This window comes from Flavobacterium sp. Root186 (assembly GCF_001428525.1).
Lineage (GTDB): Bacteria > Bacteroidota > Bacteroidia > Flavobacteriales > Flavobacteriaceae > Flavobacterium.
In genome coordinates, this window is record NZ_LMHW01000013.1 from 184,355 (window position 1) to 206,980 (window position 22,626).

Sequence of the window (22,626 nt, forward strand, 5' to 3'; positions counted from 1 at the left end):
TCGTTTTATTCATTTCCCAGTCTTGCCATTTGCTGTGCCAGATCTTTTTGAGGAATTACAATTTCTACCAGGGTTGGAAGATTTGTTTTTTTCTTAAGTTTTAGAAGTACTTCATCTAACTCTGAAACAGTTTCAGCACGGTAGCTGTTTGCTCCAAATGCTTTGGCAAGTGCCTGATAGTCCCATTTTGGAAGAATATCAAATTCGTCAAACTTATGATTCGGACCAGCTTTAAACGAGTCCATGTCTACATATACCTGCTCTATAGCATATACTCCATTGCTCATCACGAAGATTACGGAGTTGATGTTGTATTTTACAAGAGTCGAAAGTGATTGTGCCAACATCATAAAACCACCGTCACCGGCTACAGTCCATGCCTGTTTACCGCTTCCCAACTGAGCACCTGAAGCCGCACCGGTTTCAAAACCAATACACTGCCAGGCAGCCGAAGAAATATAAGCGTTTTGAGATAATCCGTAAATATTCGTAGCCACATACATTGATGAACTTACACCGAAAGTCATTACAATATCGTCCAGCATTTTTTGCTTTTGCAGAAATGATGTTGCATGCTCAAAAAAGCGGTTAAACGTAATTACTTCGGGAGTTAGATCGTATTTAGGATCTGAGTTTGATCGCCATGGCTCGGGAAATTTTGGCTGAGCCGGAGCTATTGCTTTTAAAGGGTATCCTGAAGCTTTTTTGAAACGTTCTGTTAAGGCTTCGATAAAGTCTTTTAAAGTTACATTAGAATAGGTAAAATAACCAACTCTTGTTTCCTGAGTAGTTATCTGAATCATATCCGAAAATTTATTTTCTACCAGCCATAAATAATCATCGGTAATAATAGTTCCTAAGGATAAAATACAGTCTGAAGCTTCGACTAATTTTATAACTTCGGGTATTGAGGCCTGATCAGAATAGGTGCCGATGAATTTATCGCCTTTCTCATCCAGAACCGTTTTTCCAAGTGAAGTTGTAGTGTACAACATCCCGCTTGCTTTTATAAGTTCTTCTAATTGCTTTGTTAGTTTGTGTCGCAAAAGCTCTACACCTGCAAAAATTAGAGGTGTTTTTGCCTGACTAATTTGGCTCCAAGCTTGAGAAACAGCATTTTCAAGTGCCGCTGCTTCACTTTTTATTATTTCAGGCTCCAGTTTTTTATTGGAAGGTTTAGGGCAAGGTTCGCCCCAGACCTCTTTATAACATGCTATGTACACTGGTCTTTGATGTGTAAGTGCTGCGATAAGTAATTTATCGATTTTTTCAGGTGCACCTGCAGAAGTGCTCAGGGTCTCGGCAGCAACAGTTACCCTTTCATAAACTTCCTGATCTGCGTTGAGATTACCGGTAGAATGATGGTAAAGTACATTGTACATACTCCCAATTTGTCGTGCATCGGCTCCGGGTGTGGCACTAATTACAACAACAGGACTGCGTTCTACATAAGCTCCTGCAATAGCATTTAATGCACTGAAAGTACTTACTCCATATTGTAGAGATACGGCAGCTAAACCTCTGGTACGTGCGTAGGCATCTGCCGCATAAGAAGCGTCTAATTCGTTTGAAGTTCCAATGGTTTCAATTCCATCAAAGTATTCCAGAGCTTGTGTAAAATGTTTTACATAGTCGCCCGGAATTTGAAAAACCTCGGTAACATTTAATTGTTTGAGTCGGGTAAGCAGATAATCTGCGACCGTAAATTCTTTTGTAGGTTTCATTTTGTTATGTGTTTTGGTTCTTTTCAATTTAGTTATGTCTGGTTTAGAAAAGTGATTTTGAGGTACATTGGCGTGTGCATATTATCTCATTTCTGTAATAAAATTAATGTGTCGCCATAGTTCAAATTAAAAAAAAGGCATGAGTACGGGATTTTTATCCATGAGAGGTCGAAATAAAAGCATAAGATTATTTCGATGCATTTTGGGATATTACTTTTATTTAAACATGCTTTATTTAAGTAATAATTCAGCGCGGTAGTCAACAAGCAAAACAGAAATCTTTTAAAATGATATAAAATATAAAACCCGCTATAGCAGCGGGTTTTTATGGAAAAGTTTAGTATTTATTTTTGATTCATGGATTAGAAAAATTATCACTTTTTAATAATCTTCAAAATATCCAAAATAGTTGATATGTTATCTACAGATTCATTCATCATTAAAATCTGTTCCTTTTTATTATAGTTTTTAATGTGATTTGCAAAAGCTTCTGCTTCAAAACGAAAACCGCTTCCAAAATCAACTTCGATCTTTTCTAACTCATAGTTCCAATCTAAACCCTTTTTGATTTCTACAAAGGCTGTATTTGGTTTTGTATTATTGTTATATCCGCAGGTAATTATTCCTTTTGAACCAATTACGCGGATATTACGATGTGGTGCGGCATTGAAATTGCAGTTTAATTGTGCCGTTATTTTGCTTTTAAATCGCAGCATTGCAGAAACAGAAATGTCAAGCTGCTCATCATTTAACTTACCGAAAGCCATTATTTCATTAGCTTTTTCGCCTGTAATCGCACGAATCATACTTACAGGATAAGCGCCTGCATCCCACATTACGCCTCCTCCAAGCTCGGGTTTTAAACGTATGTTATTTTCAGCATCATCAACCGTAAATCCAAAATCAGCATAGATTTGTGATACTTCACCAATCTCCCCTCCCTGAATCATTTTCAACAGTAAAATGGTCTGTGTTTGAAACTTATACGGATATCCTTCCATCAGGAATACATTATTGAACATTGCCGCTTCGTACATTTCCTTTACATCTTCGATGGTTAAAGCAATTGGTTTTTCACATAAAACATGTTTTTTTGCCTTTGCAGCTTTGATAACCCATTCTGCATGCATCGAATTTGGAAGTGGTATGTATACGGCATCTAAATCAGGATCATCCAAAAGATCCTGATAAGAAGAATATGATTTTTCAATATCAAATTCTTTTGCAAATGCTATTGCATTTTCTAAAGATCGGCTTGCAATTGCTGTAATTTTTATTTCTGAAGAACCTTTTAAAGCTTCTGTAAAGGAGCGTGCAATATTTGCAGTACTCATAATTCCTATTCTTAGCATATTTTCTAAATTTTATCGACTTTTTTAAAGTATTAAGCCGGATTATTTAGACAAATGTAAGTGCTGATTTTCACGCAGAAAAGTACTAACCATTTGGTTAGCTATGAACATATTGGTTAGATTTGTAGAAAATTAGATCGTTATGGACGAAAAAAAATTAGAAAAAAATACCAGTCCGGAAAACTACACCGATGGTGACAGCTTTTTTTCCTGCCATGTTGAACTTGCGAACAAAAGCATCAGTGGTAAATGGAAAATACTCATTCTCTATAGATTGTCATTACAACCTATTAAACGCTATACAGAATTAAGAAAAGAATTGGGATCTATTTCAGAAAAAGTACTCAGCAATCAGCTTAAGGATCTTGAAAATGATGGATTAGTGTACAGAACTGTATATCCAGTTGTACCTCCAAAAGTGGAATACAGCCTCACCGAAAACGGCAAAGGCATTATTCCTGTTATTATTGCTTTGAGAAATTTTGGCTGTTTTTTAAAACACCGCAGTTAATAGGCAATTTTGCTTATTAAAAATTTTACCTACTTCACATAAAAGGGAAAGCTGTAAATATATCTTACTCGTTTTCCTCCTTTTAATGCAGGCGTCCAGTTAGGCGATAATTTCAAAACCCTTACCAGCTCTTCTCCTGATCCATAGCCAAAATCGCGAAGAAGTTTTATTTGAGACAATGTTCCATCTTTCTCTATTACAAAACTTGTGAAAATGCCGCCCATCGCTTCGTTTTCAACTGCTTCTTTTGGCATAACATAAGTCTTCGTTAAGAAAATATTAAACTTATTTATGCCTCCTGGATATTCAGGTGAAGAATCCACCAATGTCCGATTGTAAATTTCCTTATCATTTTCATCAACACCATATTCAAATACAGTCTTTTTTGGAGCTTCTTTTTTAACTTTTAAAGGAGGATTAACAATTGCAGGTTTACTGCTCTCTTTTTGACAGCTTGTAATTATGATCAAATTAAAAAGTAAAAAAAAACGTTTTCTTCATTTTATTCCTGTTTATTTATAATTGTTTTAGTACAATGTTGCGGTACCATACGCTATTTCCGTGATCTTGTAAAGCAATTTTTCCTTTTTTGAATGTTCCAAATCCTGCCCAGTCGGCAAATTTACTTCCTGCTATTAATTTTTTAAAGTTTTCGTCCCAAAGTATCGTTTCTACTACGACAACTCCGTTTAAAATTAGGGTTAATTTTCCTTTATTGCTGATTACTTCGGCTTTATTCCATTCTCCAACCGGTTTTACTGGTTCTGATTTACTTTGAATTAAATCGTATAAATTTCCTGCGCGGTGTTTTGTAATTTTTCCGTCCGGATGTCCGTCGTTATCCAAAACCTGCATTTCTAAACCTGTACTAAATGTATTTGGATATTTTTGAGGATCTTCATTCACATAAAAAATAATCCCGCTGTTTCCGTTTGGAGATATTTTCCATTCTAGCTTTAAATGAAAATTTTCAAATTCAGCATTGGTTACTAAATCTCCTCCCTGTCCGTCTTTTGCCGCATCTGGATTGAAATGCAAAAGGCCGTCTTCAACTTTCCATCCGGCTAAAGCCGAATCTTTACCGTAAGTATGCCAGCCATTTGTTGTTTTTCCATCAAAAAGGGGTTTAAAACCTTTCTGTGCCTGAATTATTTGTGTAAAAGATAAAATCAAAACTGCAGCTATAACTTTTTTCATTTGTTTAATTTTTTAAATTAATTGAATCTGATAAATAACTCCTAAGAAATATCTTTAAATATACTGAAAAAAGGATACCCAAAAAACGTTCATCTATTTTTAATATACACTGGACTACTTAACAAACCAAAACTGGTCTAAAATGCTCCCTTAGTGCCTTCTTAATTTTGAACTGCCAAAGTAAAAAAGCAACAAATTTCCTAACTATTTTAAAATCAATAAATGAAAAATTCAAACGGAATACCACAATTGTTTCTTCGTATCGCATTAGGACTAGGTTTTATTTTACCGGTCATGGACAGAATTGGATTAATGGGATTACCTGGCTCAGGAAAAGTAGCTTGGGGCGATTGGGAACATTTTATAAACTATACTAACACTCTTATTCCATTTGCCAGCAGATCTGTCGCTAACATATTTGGACTTACGGCTACTATTGCAGAAGTTATTATAGGAATCTGTTTAATAGCAGGGCTTAAGATAAAATTAGCAGCTCTTGGCGCGGCCCTTATAACAGTAACTTTTGCTGTATTCATGATTTTCGCATCAGGAATTGGTGCTCCCTTCCAATATCCGGTATTTGTTTTTACAGGAGGCGCACTATTGCTTTCAACATTAGATAATTTTAAATGGAGTCTTGATAATTATATAAATAAACCAAACTAATCAATATGAAAAAAAGATTGTTATTTCACGATTACCTGCCTGAGGCATATAAACTGATGAAGGAAATTGATGCTGTCGCAAAAGTAGGCATTGAACCATTGTATATCGAAATGATAAAAATCCGTACCTCACAACTTAACGGTTGTGCGTATTGCCTGAATATGCATACTACAGATGCCATAAAACTTGGAGAAGATCCTCAGCGTCTGAATGTTCTGTCGGCATGGAGAGAAGCTCTAAACTGGTTTACAGAAGAAGAACAGGTTATTCTGCAATTGACTGAAGAAGTTACTCTAATTGGACAACACGGAATAAGTGATAAAGTCTATGATCGAGCAGTTGAATTGTTTGGAGAAGAAAAACTGGCCCGTTTAATTCTCGCTGCCATAAGCATAAACAGCTGGACAAGAGTTGGTGTAAGCCAGCATCTTCATCCTGTAAAATATAAGCTTTAAATCACGGTATTCAGTTTTCAGTCACAGTTTTCAGTCACAATAAATACTGAAAACTGCGACTGAATGCTGAAAACTATTTATCAAGAGCCGGCTGCTGATGCGTAGTAATAGCAATTCTGTTCCAGGCGTTTATGGTAATGATAGCCGTAATTGTCTGAGAAAGTGTAACCTCATCCATGAGATTGGCCGCATTATTATAAGTCTGCTCAGAAACCCCTTTATTTATGAAAGTCATTTCTTCAGCAAGTGCTAATACAGCTTTTTCAAGCTCACTAAAAAAAGAAGTTTCTCTCCATGCATTTAAGGCATAAATTCTTTGTTCTGTTTCTCCTCCTTTTCTGGCATCTTTTGTATGCAGATTGATGCAATATGCACAGCCGTTAATTTGCGATACTCTAATTTTAATCAGCTCTTTTATTGATGCATCCAGATTGGATTTTTCAAGATATTTTTCAAATCCAAACATTACTTCATAAGCCTGAGGCTGCACTTCACTGATAACTACTCTTTTACTCATTGTTTTATGTATTTAAATTATTAATGACGCAAAATTGATTATAGCAGAGTTCTAAAAAATTAAAGTACTTGAAGAAATAAGAATTATAAAAAAAATATTTTCGCCAAAGAAACTTTAAGGCAAACCTTTAAATAACATCCAGCATTATGAACCCACACGAACTATTATTCAGCCACATTAAAAGATTTACAAGCCTGAGTCCAGATCAGGAAAAACTGCTGATTTCGAAAATAAAATATCGAAAAGTAAACCGTAAAGATTTTTTGCTTAAAGAATATGAAGTGTGCTCCTGCTACTATTTTGTAACCAAAGGATGCCTTCGGTTTTATCGAAATACAGACAATGGATTTGAGCAGATATTGCAGTTTGCTATTCCGGGATGGTGGCTAAGCGATTTCCAAAGTTTTGAAACCCAAAAGGCATCAGAATATTTTATACAAGCCGTTCAAAATACAGAAATGCTGATTCTGCACCGATCAGATTCTCAGGAACTATTTACTAAACTTCCTGAACTTAATACTTATTTCAGATTAATGATGCAGAAAGCATATACTGCGTCCTTGAAGAAAATGGAACTAATTCTTTGTGAATCTGCTGAGGAAAGATATTTACAGTTTATAAATTCCTTTCCTGATTTCGTACAGATTGTTCCGCAATATATGCTTGCATCATTTTTAGGTTTTACACCGCAGTTCATGAGTATGTTGCGGGCAAAAAAAGAACTATATTAAATGTCTTTTGATAAGCACTTTTATTCTTGCATTTGAATTATTTTTTGCAAGTTCAAATGCTTCCGTTCCAAAAGCTTCGCCGTCAACACTTACTTCCTGAATATCAGTTATACCAATGATATTGAAGACCGTTCTCAAATAATCAGACTGGAAATTCATATGCTCATTATAGCCTCCTTTTTCGTATCCCTGCGCACCTCTTGATAGAAGCAGAAACAAGGATTTATTTTTTAGCAGGCCAATGTACGGATTACGCTGATCTTCATGATTGACTTCCCAAGTTTCATTTACCCTTAAAACCTGATCTATATAGGCTTTTAGTGAACTTGGAACAGACCAGTTGTACATTGGCGAACCCAGAACAATTACATCAGCATCTTTCAACTCTTTTATAAGCTCTGCACTAAATCTTAGTGTTTCAATTTCTTCAGGCGTTCTCGCTGATTCATGTTTGAAGGCACCAGCGATCCATTTTTCGTTTACATGCGGAATATTACTTTTCCCTAAATCCCTGAATTTTATAACAGATTCCGGTTTACACTCTTTGTAATATTCAACAAAAACATCCGTAAGCCTTCTACTGTGGGATCTTTCCTCGCGAGGGCTTGCGTTAATTACTAGTATTTTTTTCATATTGCTAATTTTAATGCAAATCTAGCCTCTCAGCACATTTTAAAAGTTAATCTAGTTGAAGAAGCGGAATACTTCTCTTAATTTTAATTTGATTATTCTTTCATCATTTTGGCAAAATGGTGGCAGGCCAAAAAGTACCCTTTACTCAAATAAAGTCTGTGAGCAGGATGCAGCGCGAAACCGCTGTCAAGGTGTACAGATTTTATACCTCTTTGTACTGCTAGCTGATCTACATAATCTAAAAGTTTTCCTGCATAGCCGCGTCCTCGGTATTCAGGAAGTGTAAAAAGATCATCAATATAAATCATCTTTCCGGTTCTTAACATGTTTATAACCCTAAAGCCTACAAACGCAGCGGCTTTACTGTTGTCGTCTGATGGAATGCAGGCCAATTCAAAACCTCCACTGGTAATCATTTCAAGAACCTGTTCCACTACATGATCCGGTTCTACATTAGTTCTGAATTGTAAAATTGCCTCTTTTGCAAATTCTATTTCTGCTGTTGTCTGAACATTTAGTATATTCATAATTTTATTTTATTGATTAACGAAGCAAAATTAGATGCGGAAAGAACGCCGTACAGAGACCAGATTAGAATAATAAGCTAGTCCACGACGAAAATAAAATAGAATGATAAAACTTCGTATTACAGACTTTGAGCAACAGTCTTGATAATATGGACCGCTTCGGCAAGTTCCTGCTCATTTAAGGAAGCAAAACCAAACCTGAAGGCATTAAAATGAGCATCTTTTCCTGTAGAATATGCACTGCCTTTTATGGCAAGACCTTTGAGATCGGCCTTTTTAATAATTTTTGATAAATCATATTGGGGTTTTACTCTCAGCCATAAAGCCATTCCGCCCGTGGGTTTTGTAAAGTCAATTATATCACCCAGTTCTGTACTTACCAGATCAGATAAAAAATTGCACCTTTGCGAATACAGCTTATTGGTTTTTTGAATGTGTCGAGCAAGATCACCATTAGCTATCATACCCGAAATAGTTTCTTCCATTATAAAATCTCCTCTCAAGTCAATAAGAGTTCTCATTCTTGCAGCGGCCTGCAGAAAATCAGAAGTAGCAATCATGTAGCCCAGACGAAAAGGAGATCCCAAAACTTTTGTAAGCGAGCCTATATAAATTATACGGCCTCCGTGATCACCGCTTGCCAAAGGCAGATAAGGGTCATATTTGAACTGAAAGTCATAATCGTAATCATCTTCGATAACTGCAAAGTTATATGAGGTGATAAGTTTCATCAAATGATTTCTTCTTTCCACACTCATTGTAACTGTTGTTGGATGATGATGATGCGGAATGATATAAAGCATTTTGATTGTATTTTTTTTAAGAATATCTTCTAATCTGTCTGTACACATCCCCTCGCCGTCCATCGGCACTCTAATAAGTTCGGCTCCCAGTTTCTCAAAAAGTGCCTCAGCTATGAAATAACTCGGCTCACTAACCACAACTTTATCACCGGGTTTTATAATAAGTGCTGCCGCAATATAAATTGCCATTTGAGCCCCGCGTGTTGTAAATAAGTTCTCTTCTCCCATATCAATTCCGCGTGTCTGATTAAGAAATGATCGCAGCGAAGTCTTGAAATTTGAGGAGCCACCATCTAAATTTACTCCTGAACGTCTGCCAGAGGCGGAAGATTCCAAAGCTTTCTTAAACTGCTTGGATAGGGCCTGTACAGGAAGCAGCGAAATATCCGGAAAACCGTCATTAATCTCTATACGGTGGTTATTTAGTGAACGTGACCAAGGCATTACAAGTTCATAAGGATCAAAATCAAAAGTTCCTGCTTCTGCAAATGGACTCACTCTTTTACTATTATAGGATCTTGGCCTTACCACTGGAAGATTTGGCGATACGGTGTAGCTTTTACGAGGCAGATTGTCGATCCAGTTTTCAGACACAAGGGTTTCATATGCCGCCACTATTGTTTTTCTGTGAAGCTGCAGGTCAAAAGCAAGGGTTCGTGTACTTGGAAGTACAGCTCCGGGAGGAAGTTTTCCTTCCTGAATTAATGAAATAAGCTGCAATGAAATCTGTCTGTAAACCGGCAGACTGTCTTTTTTATCAATTATTATAAGGTTTTTATAGGGAAGCATAGGAATGTTTTGATGTCTTTTTATTATTCTATGAAAGTAATTCAAATATAATAAAACTGGACTACTTATTAAATATTTTCTGGCCTATGATTCCCGTTTTTATGTATAATAATTTTGCATTACCAAAAGCAAATAAGATCCTTGCTATTAAAATCAGGTTTCTCATATGCTTAAACAAATAAAATACAAGTGATATGAACAACATCAGAAAACAGCTGGTAAAAGATCTGCTGTTATTTAATGAAACTACCTATACAACTTTTGCTGACCACCTGCACCCTGATTTTAAAGACCATAACCAATATACTCTGGGAAACAAAGGACATTTTGTAGAAAATCTAATGTCCAGATCCATTAATACCAGACGAAATGTGAAACGTATTTTTCAGGATGGGGATTATGTTTTTGCCCATAGTGAATTTATTGACGACGATGAATATATCGGATTTGATGTTTTTCGCTTTCAGGAAGATCAAATTATAGAACACTGGGATAATTATCAGGAAAAAGAACAGTAAATCCAAGCGGCAGAAGTATGATTGACGGGACTACTGAAATCGAAGAAATACAAAATTCGAAGGCAAATAAACTTATTGTAAGAAGCTATATTATAGATGTTTTCTTTAATGGCAATACTTACAATATAGCGTCCTATTTTAACAAGAACAAATATATACAGCATAATCCACGGCTCTCAGATGATGTAAGCTCTGTGCAGAATGTTTTACGCAGGTGGGCGGAACAGGGAAGAAAAACAGAATATCAGGCAATTCATCAAATTCTGGGTGAAGGCAACTTTGTCCTGGCAATGAGCGAAGGATATCATTATTATAAACATACCTCATTTTATAACCTGTTCAGACTTGAGAATGGAAAAATTGCTGAACATTGGGATAATTTTGAGCCGGTAATAACGGCTTCACGAAGATTGAATAAATATTCTAAATTTTAATTCGGGTTATTATGGAAAGTACATTAGATTTCAAAAGTTTTATTCTGGATTTCTACCAAATTTTAAGTCAGCTCGACGTTTTAATTTCTAATTCAGGATTAAACAAATTGCAGCAGGGACTGATAAAAATTAGAACCTCGCAGATTAACAGCTGTGATTTCTGTGTAAAGTTACATACTTATGATGCCATAAAACATGGCGAAGATCCTAAGAGAATTTCTATGCTGAGTACCTGGAGGGAAGCAAAAAAATGGTTCAGCAGAGAGGATCAGCTTATTCTGGCTTTAATAGAAGAAGTAACCACGGTATCAGGTCATGGATTAAGTAATGAGGTTTACAACTCAGCACTGGATACTTTTGGCAAAGAGAAAACCAGCAGACTGATTATGGCTGTAGCAAATATAAATGGATGGAACAGAATTGGTGTTTCCTTAAAGATGAATCTTTTTGAACAATGATTTTTTCATTTTTTAGAAGTTCCTGTTGATTTTCCAGCAGTACCAGTTCTTTAATTTTTAACTGAGTATAATCCTAAAAGAGATTAAACGATGAGATTATCTCTTTTAATTTATTTATTCAGCACTCTTAATTTAAAACAAGCATTCGGTTTTGGCTTAAATCAGTTAAATTCCATCTCCGAATTTAGATCATAAGTGATCTTCGTTAAAACTACTTTATAGGGCTACAATAAATGAAGAATCATCTATAACTATTCTGTAATTTAGGTGCTCGTTTAAATTGAAAAGTGTTGATTTATATATTAAAAAAGAGATTATTATTTTATTTTAACTACCACTTTACCCTTCGTCCGCCCGCTTTCTACATGTGATAATGCTTCGTTGGTTTTATCGAATGGAAAAATTTTATCTATTACCGGTTTAATTATACCTGCTTCAATAAGCGCAGCTATTTCGCTTAACTGCTGCCCATCTGCCTTCATAAATAAAAAAGAATAGTCAACATTTTTATTTTTAGCTTTTTTGTGAGTCCCTGAGCTTATTAAAGAAAGTATCATTTTGATAAACCACGAAGCTCCAATTTCATTTGCAAAATCAGGTGTCGGAGGTCCGGAAATAGAAATAAGTTTCCCTCCCGGTTTTAATATTTTAAGTGATTTTTCGAGTGTTTTTTGATCCTGACTGTTTAGTACTACATCATAATCACTCAAAATGTTTTCAAAATCACTATTCTGGTAATCAATAATAATATCAGCACCCAAATCTTTAAGTAAATCGAAACTGTTTGCACTTGCCGTAGAAGCAGTCACAGCTCCTAAATGTTTGGCCAGCTGAATTGCAATAGTCCCTACACCCCCTGAACCAGCCTGAATAAACACTTTTTGTCCTGCTTTAACTTGAGCCTTTTCTATTAAAACCTGCCATGCAGTAAGTGCTGTTAAAGGGATAGATGCTGCTTCTTCCATTGAAAGGTTTTTAGGCTTAAGTGCCGCATCTTTTTCATCTATGGCAATAAACTCTGCAAATGTACCTATACGATGATCAGACGGCCTTGCATAAACCTGATCGCCTATTTTAAATTTCTTTACATTTTTACCAGCCTGCACTACTACTCCAGCAGCATCGTGCCCTAAAATTAAAGGTAGTTTATAAGGCAGAATAAGTTTAAATTCACCTGATTTTATTTTAGAATCCAAAAGGTTAATTCCTGCTGCATAAACTTCAACTAAAATATCATTGTCCTTTAGTTTTGGCATCGGCATATCGGCAGACAGCAGACTTCCTTTTTTACTGTACTTATTGATTATAAATGCTTTCATATTGTATACTTTATAATTTTATGGATGGTTTTAAATTTTGATAAATCTTTTTAGGATTTACTAAATCAAAAGCTAATTTTGGAAAAAATCTGCTTACGATATACAATGCTTTTGTATTCCCGGCGCGAATGGTAAACTGATCTTTTTTTATTCCATTAATAAGTATTCTTACCAGTTCTTCGGGGGTCATTTTTTTATCCGTTCTTTTTGCAGTCATCTCTGTTGCAACAACAGGAGGCAGTAACTCAAATACCTTTACAGTACTTTTTATTATTTCTAAATTCTTCCTAAGTATTTTTGTATAAAAGCTTAAGGCCGTTTTCGTTGCAGAATATGTTGGTTCTTCTAAGGCAGGTACCAAACTTAAGATAGATGTGGTATTAATAATAGCGCTTTCTTTTCTGGATTTCAACATATCAATAAAAAGGTTATTGAGTCTTATAACACCAAAGTAATTTACATTCATTTCGTAAACGGCGTTCTTTAAAATTTGATCGTTTGCAATACCAAGATTAAGAGCTGGAGTTCCAACTCCTGCATTGTTATACAAAATATCAATTCCGCCCAGAAAAGTTACTTTTTCAAAAAGAGATAATGCATCATTTTCATTTTCAACATCACTTTTTATGATTGTCAATGCTGGAAGCATTTTTTTAGCATCATTTAATTTATCTTCATTTCTCCCCGTAATAATTACGCTGGCACCTTCTGCTAAAAACTGTCTGGCAGATTCTAGTCCAATTCCGGAAGCCCCTCCGGTAATTAATACTGTTTTACCTTTTATATCCATGTTAAATTTTATTTTATTTAAATTAAAATTCTGTATTCTTAATTATTTATTCTTTTATCGCTTTTAATTAAAATTATACTTTTTAGTCTTTTTTAAAATATACTTTTTAGTTTATTTTTAGTCAAAAAAAATCAAATTGAATATTGCTCTAATTCAGACTTTAAGCTTTTAATCAGACCTTGTAGAGGCTTTGCTGTATCCATAACCCTGCACATTACAACCCCTCCTTCAATTGCTGCTACCATTTTAAAAGCAAAAACAGCAGCATCGAGTTCACTGGAAAACTCTCCAGAAGCAATTCCTTGTTGGAGCAATGCAGTAAGCTCTTCCTGACCAGCTCTAAATATTTGGGCAACTTTCTGCTTTACCAGAGGATAATTATCATCAGATTCTACAGCATTATTAAATATTGGACATCCACCCGGAATTTGTGTCTCAATTGGATTTTTATAAAAATCCATAAATGCAAATATTTTGCCTTTTGCCGTTTTTCCTTTATAAACTGCCGCTCTAACCTTGTCAGAAGTCATTTTAAGTGCCAAGTCAATAACTTGTTCCGAAAGATCATCTTTATTTTCAAAATGACCATATAAGCAGCCTTTTGTAAGCTTTGTAGCTGCAAGCACATCATCTATATGTACACCAGAGATACCTTTTTCATTATAAAGAGGCACTGCTGTTTCTAAAATAAATTGCTTGGTTTTTTCTGCTTTTGTTAACATTACACTTAAAATATTAATTGCAAATATACTAAAAAGTATATTTTAAACTAAAAATAATAAAATTTTTTTTTAGTTTTAGTATGAAAGGCACAATAAACTTTTGGAGAAAACTTATTAAATTTAAAGAAGATGATTTGAATAAAAGACAGTCAAATGATTTGATTTTAAGCTGTTTCCTAAAAAAAGCTATTTGTTTTTGGAATATATAGAATATATAATAGAGAGGCTAAATCTTCAAATAAAGATATAGCCCCTTCATCTTTTTAGTTTATGCAAGCACTGCCTTTGCATGATTGCCATTATTAAACAGAGAAACTGTTATGCTTTTTAGCCAATCGTCAACAGCTATTTTTAGGTTATCATAATCCTTATAGCCGTGTGAAATGACTTTATTAATCCCATTTTTGAATAACTTTTTTTTGATTCTTGTATTAATACTGTTACAATCCAATTTTTAATAAGATAAAATAGTCCCCAGCTAAACCATTTTTAGCTGCCACTAATCTTTTACAGCGAACCAGCCTTTACAAAAGTCTGCCAGCCGCGCATGGTATCGATAAAACGTTCGCTTAGTCCCCCCTGACGCAGGTAATCTGCCATTACAGGAAGCTGCGGGCTTTCGTACATTGGGTTTGCTTTTACCTGATAAGGAAAGTCACGTTGAAGAATGGCCGCTCTGGCGATAAGCACAAAATCACAACCTTCATCAAGAAGTTCTCCGGCACGCTGGGCACTCATAATTTTTCCAGCTGCACCTAAACGTACACCTTTACGAGGAAGTTCTGTAAAAACGCTGAGCATAGTCTTTCCCTGAAAAGTTCCTTCACGAACGATTTGAGCCGAATCCCACAAAGCAAGATCCAAATAGTCAATCAGCTCACGATCAAAAATATCGGCAGTAACTTCACGCAGCTCTTCTAAACGAAGTCCGTATCGCTCAATCGACAATCTCCAGCCTATCTGAAAATTAGGACCACAAGCCAAACGAATACCTTCAATAACCTCAATGGTAAATCGCGCTCGGTTCTCCAGACTTCCTCCATATTTATCTGTTCGATCGTTCAAATTTGGAGACATGAATTCTGAAAGAATCCATCCGAAAGCGCCGTGAACGGAAATTCCGTCAAATCCTGCCAGTTGAGCTCTTTTTGCCGCTGCGATGAAACTGTTACGAATTCGTTCGACCTCTTCGGTCGTTATCGCCTTTATGTCCGGCAATGTGTTGCTCGAAGCTGGAGCCGGAATTCCTCCAATTAAAGACTTAGCACGATGTCCGGCATGGTGTAACTGAACCGCAGACAGCCCTCCTCCTTCACGAATAGCCGCTGCCATCTTGGTCAGGCCTGGTAAATGGTCATCACTATGAATACCCAATTGACGCTCAAACGCTATCCCTCCTGCTTCTACGGTAGATGCGCTGGTTTGGATTAATCCATAACCGCTTTGCGCAAGCTGTTCGATCCAGAATAGGTCATATTCAGATGCCGTACCATCATAATCACTTTGCTGACTGGTTAATGGTGCCAGCATGAAACGATTTCTCATTGCTGGACCATGCAGCATACTGAGAGGCTTAAATAAATCAGAAACAGACATTTTTTTAATTTTTAAGGTTCTACTTTATATAATTATTATTGATTGCAAAGATCTCTTGAGATTCGTTCGTGAAAAATGGACGATTTTTACTTTCTGATGGATGTTTTAATGCTAATCTTTCAAGGCACGTTAATAACTCTGAATTCAAAAATAGAATGGCAAATTACCTTGAAGTAAAATTCTCCATCAGAAAGTAAAAATCTTCCATTCTTTAGAAATCATTACCGTCAGATCTTTGCAGTGTTAATAAATTATTTAAAATGAAAAAAACAGCTATTATTATTCTTTCTGATCCGAAAGCTGGTTCAGAAGAAGCTCTTGGGCGTGTATTCAATGCTTTAGCATCAGCATATGAATTCAAACATGCAAATGAAGATGTAAAAATTATTTTTCAGGGTGCAGGTATAAGATGGCCTGAACAACTTGAAAAAGAAGATCATCCGGTTAATGGACTTTATAAAGAAGTAAAAGATCATGTTCATGGCCTTTCTAAAGGTTGTGTTGCTGTATTCGGCACTGAAATATCCGGCTATGATCTTTTAAACGACAATGAAGTACCTGGAACTCCTGGTCTGCCAAGTTTCCTTAATCTTAGAAACGAAGGCTACGAGCTTTTGATTTTCTAAACCCGTTTTCAACTGCCCTCGTGTTTTCACTCAGGGCAGTTTTTTAATCTTAAAATCATAAAAAAAGCTCTCACAACAGCAGGCAAATACTAATGCAGTTACGTATTTTTTGAGTATTTTAGCGTAATTCTTATGGTGAAACCTGCCTATAAAAATCAAAAGAAAAAATGAAGATTAAGTTATAATTTATGCAAGAGAAACCTGAAAATTATATGCACCAATGCCTGAACTTTGCCAAAAATGCTTTGGAAGCTGGCAACCCTCCTGTAGGCGCGCTAATTGTTTTAGATGGAAAAGTAATTGGTACAGGTATTGAATCTGGAAAATCAACCGGAGATATCACCAATCATGCAGAAATAATGGCCATTAGAGACGCTCTCAAAAATGGTTATTCGGATAAACTCCATCTGGCATCTATGTATACTACACATGAGCCATGCATTATGTGTTCTTATATGATACGACATCACAGAATACCTGAAGTAATTTATGGTACATCTGTTCCTTATATTGGCGGATACACCTCAAAATTTAATGTTCTTGCTACTGAAGATGTACCGAAATGGGGAAATAAACCAAAAGTTATCAGCGGTATATGTTTTGACGAATGTAATGCCCTCAATACACAATTTTTAGAACGTCTAAATAAATTATAAATAACATGTTAGCACAGTCCGTTTACACACTTGTTAATCAGCAGAACGGCAACTTGTCGTTCAAAGTTTTCGAGTTCGACAACAGCAGTTATTTTGATCATATTCAGCGCAATAATTATTTCACTTTAATCATTATTACCGCTGGTGAAGGATTAGCCAAAGTTGATCTTTGTGAGTATACCTTCGAAGAAAATACACTATTTGCGTTCTATCCTTATCAGCCATTCATGCTGGCTTCGGAAGGACCATTATTAGGCGTATGTATTCAGTTTCATCATGATTTCTTCTGTATATACAGGCATCATAAAGAGATAGCTGCCAATGGTATTTTGTTTAATAATATCTATCAACAGCCCTTTATCTGGCTTCAGGAAAACACAAAAAAATCACTGTTGAATATTGTCATTGAAATAGTCAATGAATTGAAAATGGAGGCTTTGAGAAAAGATGAAGTTATCGTTTCCTATCTTAAAATATTTTTAGTACTCGCTACAAGAATAAAGCTTGAACAGCAGTCGATTGAAGAGACAAAGACACATGATGGCAAACAAAAGACAATCATACAAAATTTAAGAAATGCAATTGAGGAAAATTTCCGTATGAAGCATTCTGCAAGTGATTATGCTGATATACTCCATGTAACGCCAATTGCCCTTGCAAGAATTACAAAAAACCATTTCAACAAAACACTTTCGGACCTGATTACAGAACGAATCGTTGTCGAAGCAAAAAGGGAATTATATCTTACAGATAAAACAATCAAGGAGATTGCTTATGAACTTGGTTATGATGACGAGTATTATTTTAGCCGGGTATTTAAAGGCAAAGCTGATATATCGCCGCAGTTTTACAGAGACACAATAGGTTTTAACCGAGGGGCTTCTTAATTGTATATAAATAGATATATCTTAAATCTTATTTTAATCCTTTCACGCCACACTCTATATTTTGAAAATACTTCCTTGTCTGATATTAACCTGAAACCCATTCTTAAAATTTAAGATTTATCTTTAACAATGTACCGATGGTTTGTTTTACATCTCAGCCTGATCTTGTGTGTACTATAATTTGATCCAACATTTCTTATAGTTAAAATTCCTTTTAACTGTATGATTGCCTTATTCAACTCCTTATTCGCCTGTCTTACCGTTTTCTATAATGAAATTTTTGTATCACCAAAATACCTTTGCTCCCTAAATCAAAGTAATATTCATTAAAATTGACAAAAAATGAAAACAATTAAATTCAACAAATTCAGCCTAGTTTCTTTTTTAACTATAGGAGCTTTTATGATGTTCGGCACAGGTTTTTCTCAGAAAAAACAAACAACTAGCACTGATACGGAATCAATTCGTCCTTTTCAGTACCACGCAGCACAAGCCGATTTGGATAATTTAAAAAAGCGTATTCTGGCAACAAACTGGCCAGAGAAAGAAACGGTGCAAGACGCTTCTCAGGGAGTACAGCTTGAAACAATGAAAGCACTTGCAAAATATTGGGCCAGCACATATGACTGGCGTAAAATTGAAAAAAAACTAAATTCTTACCCAAATTACATCACAAACATTGACGGTCTTGATATCCATTTTATTCAGGTGAAATCAAAACACAAGAATGCACTGCCGCTTATAATTACTCACGGTTGGCCAGGTTCAATAATCGAACAGATGAAAATTATTGATCCGCTTGTAAATCCTACAGCTTACGGAGGGAAAGGAGAAGATGCATTTGATGTTGTTATTCCTTCAATGCCAGGCTACGGATTCTCTGGAAAACCAACTGCAACAGGCTGGGGTCCTGAGCACATTGCTAAAGCATGGGATATACTTATGAAACGTCTTGGTTATACTACGTACGTTGCTCAGGGTGGCGACTGGGGAGCCATTGTTGTAGACCAACAGGGAGTACAGGCCCCACAAGGACTACTTGCTATCCATACTAATATGGCCGGTGTTATTCCTGATGATATCAATGGGGCTGCTTTTTCAGGATTACCAGCGCCAGCAGGTCTTTCTACAGATGAAAAACTTGCTTATGACCGTGTACAAAATGTTTACCAAAAAGGAATTGCATACGGATTTCAATTAGGTCTTCGTCCACAAACTATGTATGGAATCGCCGACTCTCCTATTGGTCTTGCGGCTTACTTTCTTGATCATGATGCAAGAAGCTATGCTTTAATTTCACGTGTTTTCCAAGGACAATCTGAAGGGCTTACCAAAGATGATGTTTTGGATAATATCACTCTTACATGGCTGACTAATACAGGAATTTCAGGAGCACGTCTTTACTGGGAATATTGGGGGAAAGGTTATTTTACTGTAAAAGGTGTTAAAGTACCCGTAGCTGTAAGTGTATTTCCTGATGAACTTTATCCGGCACCTAAATCCTGGGCAGAAAAAGCATATCCAAAATTAATCTATTACAACAAAGTAGAAAAAGGAGGACATTTTGCTGCATGGGAACAGCCTGAAATTTTTACAAACGAAATCAGAGCGGCTTTTAAATCAGTTCGCAAATAAAATATTCAGTCCATCAGCCGACATGCAAATGTTGGCTGATTTCTATTCCATTAATTTATTTTATTACGATGGGAAAAGTTATGTAATGCTTCGTTTCTAACTTTAATAGCAATATTTATTAACTTTATCTGGATTTACTGGTTTATCTTTAGCTTTCATTATAAAGAGAAATAACCGTATACATTAATAACACTTTATTTAATATATAAAATATGGAAAATTTAAAAAAAGCCTATATCGCAGGAGGATGTTTTTGGGGAATGGAAGACTTATTTCGAGTGCGTCCAGGCGTTAAAGATACTCAGGTTGGCTATTTGGGAGGAAATAATGAAAATCCAACATACACTAATCATCCCGGGCATGCAGAAGGTTTAGAAATTACATACGATCCGACCCAAACTTCCTACACCGAACTTTTAGATTATTTTTACAGGGTACATGACCCCAGAACTATGAATCAACAGGGAAATGACATTGGAGAAAGTTACAGGTCTGCTATATTTATTCAGGACAAGGAGGAAGAAGAAACTGCGAAAGACATCATTAAAATAGTTGAAGATTCAGGAAGATGGCAGGGAAAAGTGGTTACTACGCTTGAACCCTTTACAAAATTCTGGCCTGCAGAAGAATATCATCAGGATTATTTGGTAAAAAATCCTAATGGTTACACTTGTCATTTTGAAAGGTTCGGTACTTTTTTGTAAAGAACACTGCTTATAAAAATCAATAAGCCATGACCACAATAATAATTGGGCTGATAATTAATCAGCCTAATTAAATATATGAAGACATTTAAGAATTCAAAGTATCATTCTACTCAGGAAACTTTGAAGCCGTAACTTTAGGAATAACCACTACAAAATCAAATCCATTTATTATTCTTGACAGCGTAACATCCTTTACAATTATTTCTTTATTCTCTAATTTATTTCTTAAAGGCAGCATATCCACACAATACCATTCATTTCCTTCAACAGCACTAAATATTGGTTTTAAAACTTTTATATTGTTACTGTTTTCATTTATAGTCTGTTCCGGGAATTCTTTAAATGGAGAACCTTGCGTTCCTGATTTTTTTACAACCAAAATATGTAAAGAAACGGATATGAATAACCATTCATCACCCATTCCATTTATTTATAGAGAAAAGAAAAACTCAAACTCTTGATTTATTGGTTGCTAAAATAGTTTGTGCATTTTCTGCTTTTTACATCAATAAGATCATTTTTTATTCAAAAAGAAGAATTGAGGCTAATATTTTTTGACAGAAAAGAATGTAAATACCTGATAATAAACCTCTTTAAAGTGCTTAAAAAATAAAAAGCAGGATATTTTCTTATTTATTGCATTTTTAAAAAATATTAATAAACTGATAATCAGTCGATTTTTTTTTAAGATATATAAAAAGAACATTGAAGGGTTGCATTTTTAATACATATTTTAGCAAAAACACTAAAACATCTGTAATTCAGCAATTTACATAATAATAAATAAGTTTTTTTTGAATAAAATTGAATTTCTTTTATAATTTTGCGCCTCAATAATCTTTGACAATCGAGCAATTAAAAAATGACAAAATTTAGTAAAACAGTTTTAACTGATACCTTATTACTATCATCACTTTACACTTATGCTGATGAAGAAAAAGGAGACTACGTTTTGATGATCGATGCTGGAAACGGAAAAGTGGTAAGCTTTACTCTAGATGGTGCTGAAAACGCATCTTTTACTATATGTGATCAAAATCACAATTTAATTTACTCCGGAGAACCTGAAATAAACAAATTTGAGATATCAAAAACAATTAGTTTACAAGGTTATCCATCCGGAATTTATTTCTTAGAGATAATAGAAAATGGAAAAGCTGCAAAACACCAGATTAAAGTCACAGCTAAAAAAGAGAGAACATTACCATTAGACGAAAGTCTAAATCAAATCCCTGCTTTTAGCCTATAAATCCCCTTTTTTGTCCCAACAAAATCTTCTAAACAGCTTTTCTGAGCTGTTTTTTTGTTTTTATTTAAATTATTCATTTCTATTAAATAGTATAAATCATAGTAATTTCATTCCTTAAAAACGGTTTAATTGCTGAGAGAAAAGTCTTCTTATAAATCATTTTTTACTAATTTTACGTATCAACATTTAATGATTTTACATGGAAATGAATGATTTGGAATTAGTTTCCATTAAAGAGGTTTGTATTACAAAAGTGAATGGATTTGAAAGTTCTTCCTTATTAGACATTCTTTCTGTAGAAGAGCCGCTTGAGATACGAATTTCTTACGGCCCCGAAGCTGAAAAAATATACAAGAATATCTCTGTAACAATGCGTACGCCAGGCAATGATTTTGATCTTGCAATTGGTTTTTTATTTACCGAAGGCATCATAACTTCTTATCAGGACGTTAAAAAAGTATATCACACAAAAACAGACTGTTCCTTTCAAAAGAAAAATATTGTTCAGGTAGATTTAGCAGAAAATTTCATTCCACATTTAATGTCGTCAGACCGAAATTTTTATACCACATCAAGCTGTGGCGTTTGTGGAAAAAGTTCTATACAATCCATCAAAACGGTTAGCACTTATAACCCTTTAGACAATCCTAAACTAAATATCTCCACAACTGTACTTAATCAATTACCACAAAAATTAAAAACAGCTCAAAGCAGTTTTGCTGTTACTGGCGGCATTCATGCATCAGGACTTTTTACTATTGAAGGTGATTTAGTTTTTTTACAGGAAGATGTTGGGCGTCATAATGCATTGGATAAACTAATTGGCAGTGCTTTAGCAAATAATTTACTGCCTTTAAATAAACATATTTTACTTCTTAGCGGAAGAGCCAGTTTTGAGTTAATTCAAAAAGCGGCTATGGCAGGCATATCCGTTGTTGCTGCTATTGGTGCTCCATCAAGTCTTGCTGTAGAATTGGCTATAGAATTTAATATTACCCTTTTGGGATTTCTTAAAGAAGACCGATTTAATATATATAATTCCAGTGATCAGGTAGTAGTACCAACTTCTGATAAAAATTAAAACAACTGTTATCTCTATAACTCATAGTAAAATCATAATTATT

Annotated in this window: 27 protein-coding genes; 14 read left to right on the top strand and 13 right to left on the bottom strand. The window is 35.0% G+C overall.

All coding sequences use genetic code 11. From position 1 onward, the window contains the following. Nucleotides 1-5: 5 nt before the first annotated feature. Nucleotides 6-1,724 carry an alpha-keto acid decarboxylase family protein gene (locus tag ASD98_RS14020; protein WP_056206499.1) on the bottom strand — a complete coding sequence of 573 codons (1,719 nt, stop codon included), beginning with the start codon at nucleotides 1,722-1,724 and terminating at the stop codon, nucleotides 6-8. A 374-nt stretch (nucleotides 1,725-2,098) separates the two neighbouring features. After that, nucleotides 2,099-3,076, bottom strand: coding sequence for a Gfo/Idh/MocA family protein (locus ASD98_RS14025; RefSeq protein ID WP_056205720.1), 978 nt, complete (start codon nucleotides 3,074-3,076; stop codon nucleotides 2,099-2,101). Nucleotides 3,077-3,218: 142 nt separating this feature from the next. Here ASD98_RS14025 and ASD98_RS14030 point away from each other — a divergent pair, with 142 nt between their 5' ends. After that, nucleotides 3,219-3,587 carry a helix-turn-helix domain-containing protein gene (locus tag ASD98_RS14030; protein ID WP_056205721.1) on the top strand — a complete coding sequence of 123 codons (369 nt, stop codon included), beginning with the start codon at nucleotides 3,219-3,221 and terminating at the stop codon, nucleotides 3,585-3,587. Nucleotides 3,588-3,616: 29 nt separating this feature from the next. Here the strand turns inward: ASD98_RS14030 and ASD98_RS14035 are convergent, their stop codons facing one another. Both ASD98_RS14035 and ASD98_RS14040 read right to left on the bottom strand, forming a co-directional pair. After that, nucleotides 3,617-4,057 (bottom strand): energy transducer TonB, encoded by a 441-nt coding sequence (locus ASD98_RS14035; RefSeq protein ID WP_056205722.1) that lies wholly within the window; start codon nucleotides 4,055-4,057, stop codon nucleotides 3,617-3,619. A 46-nt stretch (nucleotides 4,058-4,103) separates the two neighbouring features. After that, a complete protein-coding gene (locus tag ASD98_RS14040) occupies nucleotides 4,104-4,784 on the bottom strand; it encodes a DUF1080 domain-containing protein (protein ID WP_056205723.1) in 681 nt (226 codons plus the stop codon). A gap of 222 nt (nucleotides 4,785-5,006) precedes the next feature. Here ASD98_RS14040 and ASD98_RS14045 point away from each other — a divergent pair, with 222 nt between their 5' ends. Continuing rightward, the gene (locus ASD98_RS14045) at nucleotides 5,007-5,450 is read left to right on the top strand and encodes a DoxX family protein (protein ID WP_056205724.1); all 444 of its coding nucleotides are present in this window, start codon (nucleotides 5,007-5,009) and stop codon (nucleotides 5,448-5,450) included. Between the two features lie 5 nt (nucleotides 5,451-5,455). Beyond that, nucleotides 5,456-5,905 (top strand): carboxymuconolactone decarboxylase family protein, encoded by a 450-nt coding sequence (locus tag ASD98_RS14050; protein WP_056205725.1) that lies wholly within the window; start codon nucleotides 5,456-5,458, stop codon nucleotides 5,903-5,905. 73 nt (nucleotides 5,906-5,978) lie between these two features. Here the strand turns inward: ASD98_RS14050 and ASD98_RS14055 are convergent, their stop codons facing one another. After that, nucleotides 5,979-6,422: a carboxymuconolactone decarboxylase family protein gene (locus ASD98_RS14055; RefSeq protein ID WP_056205726.1), complete on the bottom strand. Its 444-nt coding sequence runs from the start codon at nucleotides 6,420-6,422 to the stop codon at nucleotides 5,979-5,981. Between the two features lie 146 nt (nucleotides 6,423-6,568). On the opposite strand from ASD98_RS14055, the gene ASD98_RS14060 reads away from it, so the two are divergent. Then, nucleotides 6,569-7,153, top strand: coding sequence for a Crp/Fnr family transcriptional regulator (locus ASD98_RS14060; protein WP_056205727.1), 585 nt, complete (start codon nucleotides 6,569-6,571; stop codon nucleotides 7,151-7,153). On the opposite strand, the gene ASD98_RS14065 is transcribed toward ASD98_RS14060, so the two are convergent. The 3 genes from ASD98_RS14065 to ASD98_RS14075 form a co-directional block, all read right to left on the bottom strand. Then, the gene (locus tag ASD98_RS14065) at nucleotides 7,145-7,786 is read right to left on the bottom strand and encodes an FMN-dependent NADH-azoreductase (protein WP_056205728.1); all 642 of its coding nucleotides are present in this window, start codon (nucleotides 7,784-7,786) and stop codon (nucleotides 7,145-7,147) included. The genes ASD98_RS14060 and ASD98_RS14065 overlap by 9 nt on opposite strands. Before the next feature lie 92 nt (nucleotides 7,787-7,878). After that, the gene (locus ASD98_RS14070; protein ID WP_056205729.1) at nucleotides 7,879-8,313 is read right to left on the bottom strand and encodes a GNAT family N-acetyltransferase; all 435 of its coding nucleotides are present in this window, start codon (nucleotides 8,311-8,313) and stop codon (nucleotides 7,879-7,881) included. Nucleotides 8,314-8,432: 119 nt separating this feature from the next. Beyond that, the gene (locus ASD98_RS14075) at nucleotides 8,433-9,905 is read right to left on the bottom strand and encodes a PLP-dependent aminotransferase family protein (protein ID WP_056205730.1); all 1,473 of its coding nucleotides are present in this window, start codon (nucleotides 9,903-9,905) and stop codon (nucleotides 8,433-8,435) included. A gap of 194 nt (nucleotides 9,906-10,099) precedes the next feature. Here ASD98_RS14075 and ASD98_RS14080 point away from each other — a divergent pair, with 194 nt between their 5' ends. The 3 genes from ASD98_RS14080 to ASD98_RS14090 are packed head-to-tail and all read left to right on the top strand — an operon-like array spanning nucleotide 10,100 to nucleotide 11,315. Next, a complete protein-coding gene (locus tag ASD98_RS14080) occupies nucleotides 10,100-10,423 on the top strand; it encodes a hypothetical protein (RefSeq protein ID WP_056205731.1) in 324 nt (107 codons plus the stop codon). 17 nt (nucleotides 10,424-10,440) lie between these two features. After that, nucleotides 10,441-10,857 carry a hypothetical protein gene (locus tag ASD98_RS14085; protein ID WP_056205732.1) on the top strand — a complete coding sequence of 139 codons (417 nt, stop codon included), beginning with the start codon at nucleotides 10,441-10,443 and terminating at the stop codon, nucleotides 10,855-10,857. Between the two features lie 11 nt (nucleotides 10,858-10,868). Next, a complete protein-coding gene (locus ASD98_RS14090; protein WP_056205733.1) occupies nucleotides 10,869-11,315 on the top strand; it encodes a carboxymuconolactone decarboxylase family protein in 447 nt (148 codons plus the stop codon). A gap of 317 nt (nucleotides 11,316-11,632) precedes the next feature. Here ASD98_RS14090 and ASD98_RS14095 read toward each other — a convergent pair whose 3' ends face one another. The 4 genes from ASD98_RS14095 to ASD98_RS14110 form a co-directional block, all read right to left on the bottom strand. Continuing rightward, nucleotides 11,633-12,634 carry an NADP-dependent oxidoreductase gene (locus ASD98_RS14095; RefSeq protein WP_056205734.1) on the bottom strand — a complete coding sequence of 334 codons (1,002 nt, stop codon included), beginning with the start codon at nucleotides 12,632-12,634 and terminating at the stop codon, nucleotides 11,633-11,635. A gap of 10 nt (nucleotides 12,635-12,644) precedes the next feature. Beyond that, a complete protein-coding gene (locus ASD98_RS14100) occupies nucleotides 12,645-13,424 on the bottom strand; it encodes an SDR family oxidoreductase (RefSeq protein ID WP_056205735.1) in 780 nt (259 codons plus the stop codon). A gap of 131 nt (nucleotides 13,425-13,555) precedes the next feature. Next, nucleotides 13,556-14,146, bottom strand: coding sequence for a TetR/AcrR family transcriptional regulator (locus tag ASD98_RS14105; protein WP_056205736.1), 591 nt, complete (start codon nucleotides 14,144-14,146; stop codon nucleotides 13,556-13,558). A gap of 507 nt (nucleotides 14,147-14,653) precedes the next feature. Beyond that, on the bottom strand, nucleotides 14,654-15,742 hold the full coding sequence (locus ASD98_RS14110) for an NADH:flavin oxidoreductase (RefSeq protein ID WP_082577861.1): 1,089 nt from the start codon (nucleotides 15,740-15,742) through the stop codon (nucleotides 14,654-14,656). 260 nt (nucleotides 15,743-16,002) lie between these two features. On the opposite strand from ASD98_RS14110, the gene ASD98_RS14115 reads away from it, so the two are divergent. The 5 genes from ASD98_RS14115 (at nucleotide 16,003) to msrA (ending at nucleotide 20,250) form a co-directional block, all read left to right on the top strand. Continuing rightward, complete coding sequence (locus ASD98_RS14115) at nucleotides 16,003-16,368, top strand: DsrE family protein (RefSeq protein ID WP_056205737.1); 366 nt, start codon at nucleotides 16,003-16,005, stop codon at nucleotides 16,366-16,368. Between the two features lie 188 nt (nucleotides 16,369-16,556). Beyond that, nucleotides 16,557-17,024: a nucleoside deaminase gene (locus ASD98_RS14120; protein ID WP_082577862.1), complete on the top strand. Its 468-nt coding sequence runs from the start codon at nucleotides 16,557-16,559 to the stop codon at nucleotides 17,022-17,024. A 5-nt stretch (nucleotides 17,025-17,029) separates the two neighbouring features. Next, nucleotides 17,030-17,911: an AraC family transcriptional regulator gene (locus tag ASD98_RS14125; protein ID WP_056205738.1), complete on the top strand. Its 882-nt coding sequence runs from the start codon at nucleotides 17,030-17,032 to the stop codon at nucleotides 17,909-17,911. Between the two features lie 342 nt (nucleotides 17,912-18,253). Continuing rightward, the gene (locus ASD98_RS14130) at nucleotides 18,254-19,546 is read left to right on the top strand and encodes an epoxide hydrolase family protein (RefSeq protein ID WP_056205739.1); all 1,293 of its coding nucleotides are present in this window, start codon (nucleotides 18,254-18,256) and stop codon (nucleotides 19,544-19,546) included. 212 nt (nucleotides 19,547-19,758) lie between these two features. Beyond that, nucleotides 19,759-20,250: a peptide-methionine (S)-S-oxide reductase MsrA gene (msrA, locus tag ASD98_RS14135; RefSeq protein ID WP_056205740.1), complete on the top strand. Its 492-nt coding sequence runs from the start codon at nucleotides 19,759-19,761 to the stop codon at nucleotides 20,248-20,250. A gap of 109 nt (nucleotides 20,251-20,359) precedes the next feature. On the opposite strand, the gene ASD98_RS14140 is transcribed toward msrA, so the two are convergent. Next, complete coding sequence (locus ASD98_RS14140) at nucleotides 20,360-20,674, bottom strand: hypothetical protein (RefSeq protein ID WP_056205741.1); 315 nt, start codon at nucleotides 20,672-20,674, stop codon at nucleotides 20,360-20,362. A 441-nt stretch (nucleotides 20,675-21,115) separates the two neighbouring features. Between ASD98_RS14140 and ASD98_RS14145 the strand changes: the two genes are divergently transcribed. Next, nucleotides 21,116-21,502, top strand: a complete 387-nt coding sequence (locus tag ASD98_RS14145) for a hypothetical protein (protein ID WP_056205742.1) — start codon at nucleotides 21,116-21,118, stop codon at nucleotides 21,500-21,502. Between the two features lie 199 nt (nucleotides 21,503-21,701). Next, nucleotides 21,702-22,583: a formate dehydrogenase accessory sulfurtransferase FdhD gene (fdhD, locus tag ASD98_RS14150; RefSeq protein WP_056205743.1), complete on the top strand. Its 882-nt coding sequence runs from the start codon at nucleotides 21,702-21,704 to the stop codon at nucleotides 22,581-22,583. The last annotated feature ends 43 nt before the right edge of the window (nucleotides 22,584-22,626 follow it).

Excerpts from the sequence above, each read along its gene's own strand:
- ASD98_RS14065 (WP_056205728.1), bottom strand. The coding sequence starts at position 7,786 with ATGAAAAAAATACTAGTAATTAACGCAAGCCCTCGCGAGGAAAGATCC.
- ASD98_RS14110 (WP_082577861.1), bottom strand. The coding sequence starts at position 15,742 with ATGTCTGTTTCTGATTTATTTAAGCCTCTCAGTATGCTGCATGGTCCA.
- ASD98_RS14025 (WP_056205720.1), bottom strand. The coding sequence starts at position 3,076 with ATGCTAAGAATAGGAATTATGAGTACTGCAAATATTGCACGCTCCTTT.
- ASD98_RS14080 (WP_056205731.1), top strand. The coding sequence starts at position 10,100 with ATGAACAACATCAGAAAACAGCTGGTAAAAGATCTGCTGTTATTTAAT.
- ASD98_RS14095 (WP_056205734.1), bottom strand. The coding sequence starts at position 12,634 with ATGAAAGCATTTATAATCAATAAGTACAGTAAAAAAGGAAGTCTGCTG.
- ASD98_RS14090 (WP_056205733.1), top strand. The coding sequence starts at position 10,869 with ATGGAAAGTACATTAGATTTCAAAAGTTTTATTCTGGATTTCTACCAA.
- ASD98_RS14055 (WP_056205726.1), bottom strand. The coding sequence starts at position 6,422 with ATGAGTAAAAGAGTAGTTATCAGTGAAGTGCAGCCTCAGGCTTATGAA.
- msrA (WP_056205740.1), top strand. The coding sequence starts at position 19,759 with ATGGAAAATTTAAAAAAAGCCTATATCGCAGGAGGATGTTTTTGGGGA.
- ASD98_RS14045 (WP_056205724.1), top strand. The coding sequence starts at position 5,007 with ATGAAAAATTCAAACGGAATACCACAATTGTTTCTTCGTATCGCATTA.
- ASD98_RS14140 (WP_056205741.1), bottom strand. The coding sequence starts at position 20,674 with ATGGGTGATGAATGGTTATTCATATCCGTTTCTTTACATATTTTGGTT.
- ASD98_RS14120 (WP_082577862.1), top strand. The coding sequence starts at position 16,557 with ATGCAAGAGAAACCTGAAAATTATATGCACCAATGCCTGAACTTTGCC.
- ASD98_RS14115 (WP_056205737.1), top strand. The coding sequence starts at position 16,003 with ATGAAAAAAACAGCTATTATTATTCTTTCTGATCCGAAAGCTGGTTCA.
- ASD98_RS14070 (WP_056205729.1), bottom strand. The coding sequence starts at position 8,313 with ATGAATATACTAAATGTTCAGACAACAGCAGAAATAGAATTTGCAAAA.
- ASD98_RS14105 (WP_056205736.1), bottom strand. The coding sequence starts at position 14,146 with ATGTTAACAAAAGCAGAAAAAACCAAGCAATTTATTTTAGAAACAGCA.
- ASD98_RS14130 (WP_056205739.1), top strand. The coding sequence starts at position 18,254 with ATGAAAACAATTAAATTCAACAAATTCAGCCTAGTTTCTTTTTTAACT.
- ASD98_RS14060 (WP_056205727.1), top strand. The coding sequence starts at position 6,569 with ATGAACCCACACGAACTATTATTCAGCCACATTAAAAGATTTACAAGC.
- fdhD (WP_056205743.1), top strand. The coding sequence starts at position 21,702 with ATGGAAATGAATGATTTGGAATTAGTTTCCATTAAAGAGGTTTGTATT.
- ASD98_RS14085 (WP_056205732.1), top strand. The coding sequence starts at position 10,441 with ATGATTGACGGGACTACTGAAATCGAAGAAATACAAAATTCGAAGGCA.
- ASD98_RS14100 (WP_056205735.1), bottom strand. The coding sequence starts at position 13,424 with ATGGATATAAAAGGTAAAACAGTATTAATTACCGGAGGGGCTTCCGGA.
- ASD98_RS14030 (WP_056205721.1), top strand. The coding sequence starts at position 3,219 with ATGGACGAAAAAAAATTAGAAAAAAATACCAGTCCGGAAAACTACACC.
- ASD98_RS14125 (WP_056205738.1), top strand. The coding sequence starts at position 17,030 with ATGTTAGCACAGTCCGTTTACACACTTGTTAATCAGCAGAACGGCAAC.
- ASD98_RS14040 (WP_056205723.1), bottom strand. The coding sequence starts at position 4,784 with ATGAAAAAAGTTATAGCTGCAGTTTTGATTTTATCTTTTACACAAATA.
- ASD98_RS14050 (WP_056205725.1), top strand. The coding sequence starts at position 5,456 with ATGAAAAAAAGATTGTTATTTCACGATTACCTGCCTGAGGCATATAAA.
- ASD98_RS14075 (WP_056205730.1), bottom strand. The coding sequence starts at position 9,905 with ATGCTTCCCTATAAAAACCTTATAATAATTGATAAAAAAGACAGTCTG.
- ASD98_RS14020 (WP_056206499.1), bottom strand. The coding sequence starts at position 1,724 with ATGAAACCTACAAAAGAATTTACGGTCGCAGATTATCTGCTTACCCGA.
- ASD98_RS14145 (WP_056205742.1), top strand. The coding sequence starts at position 21,116 with ATGACAAAATTTAGTAAAACAGTTTTAACTGATACCTTATTACTATCA.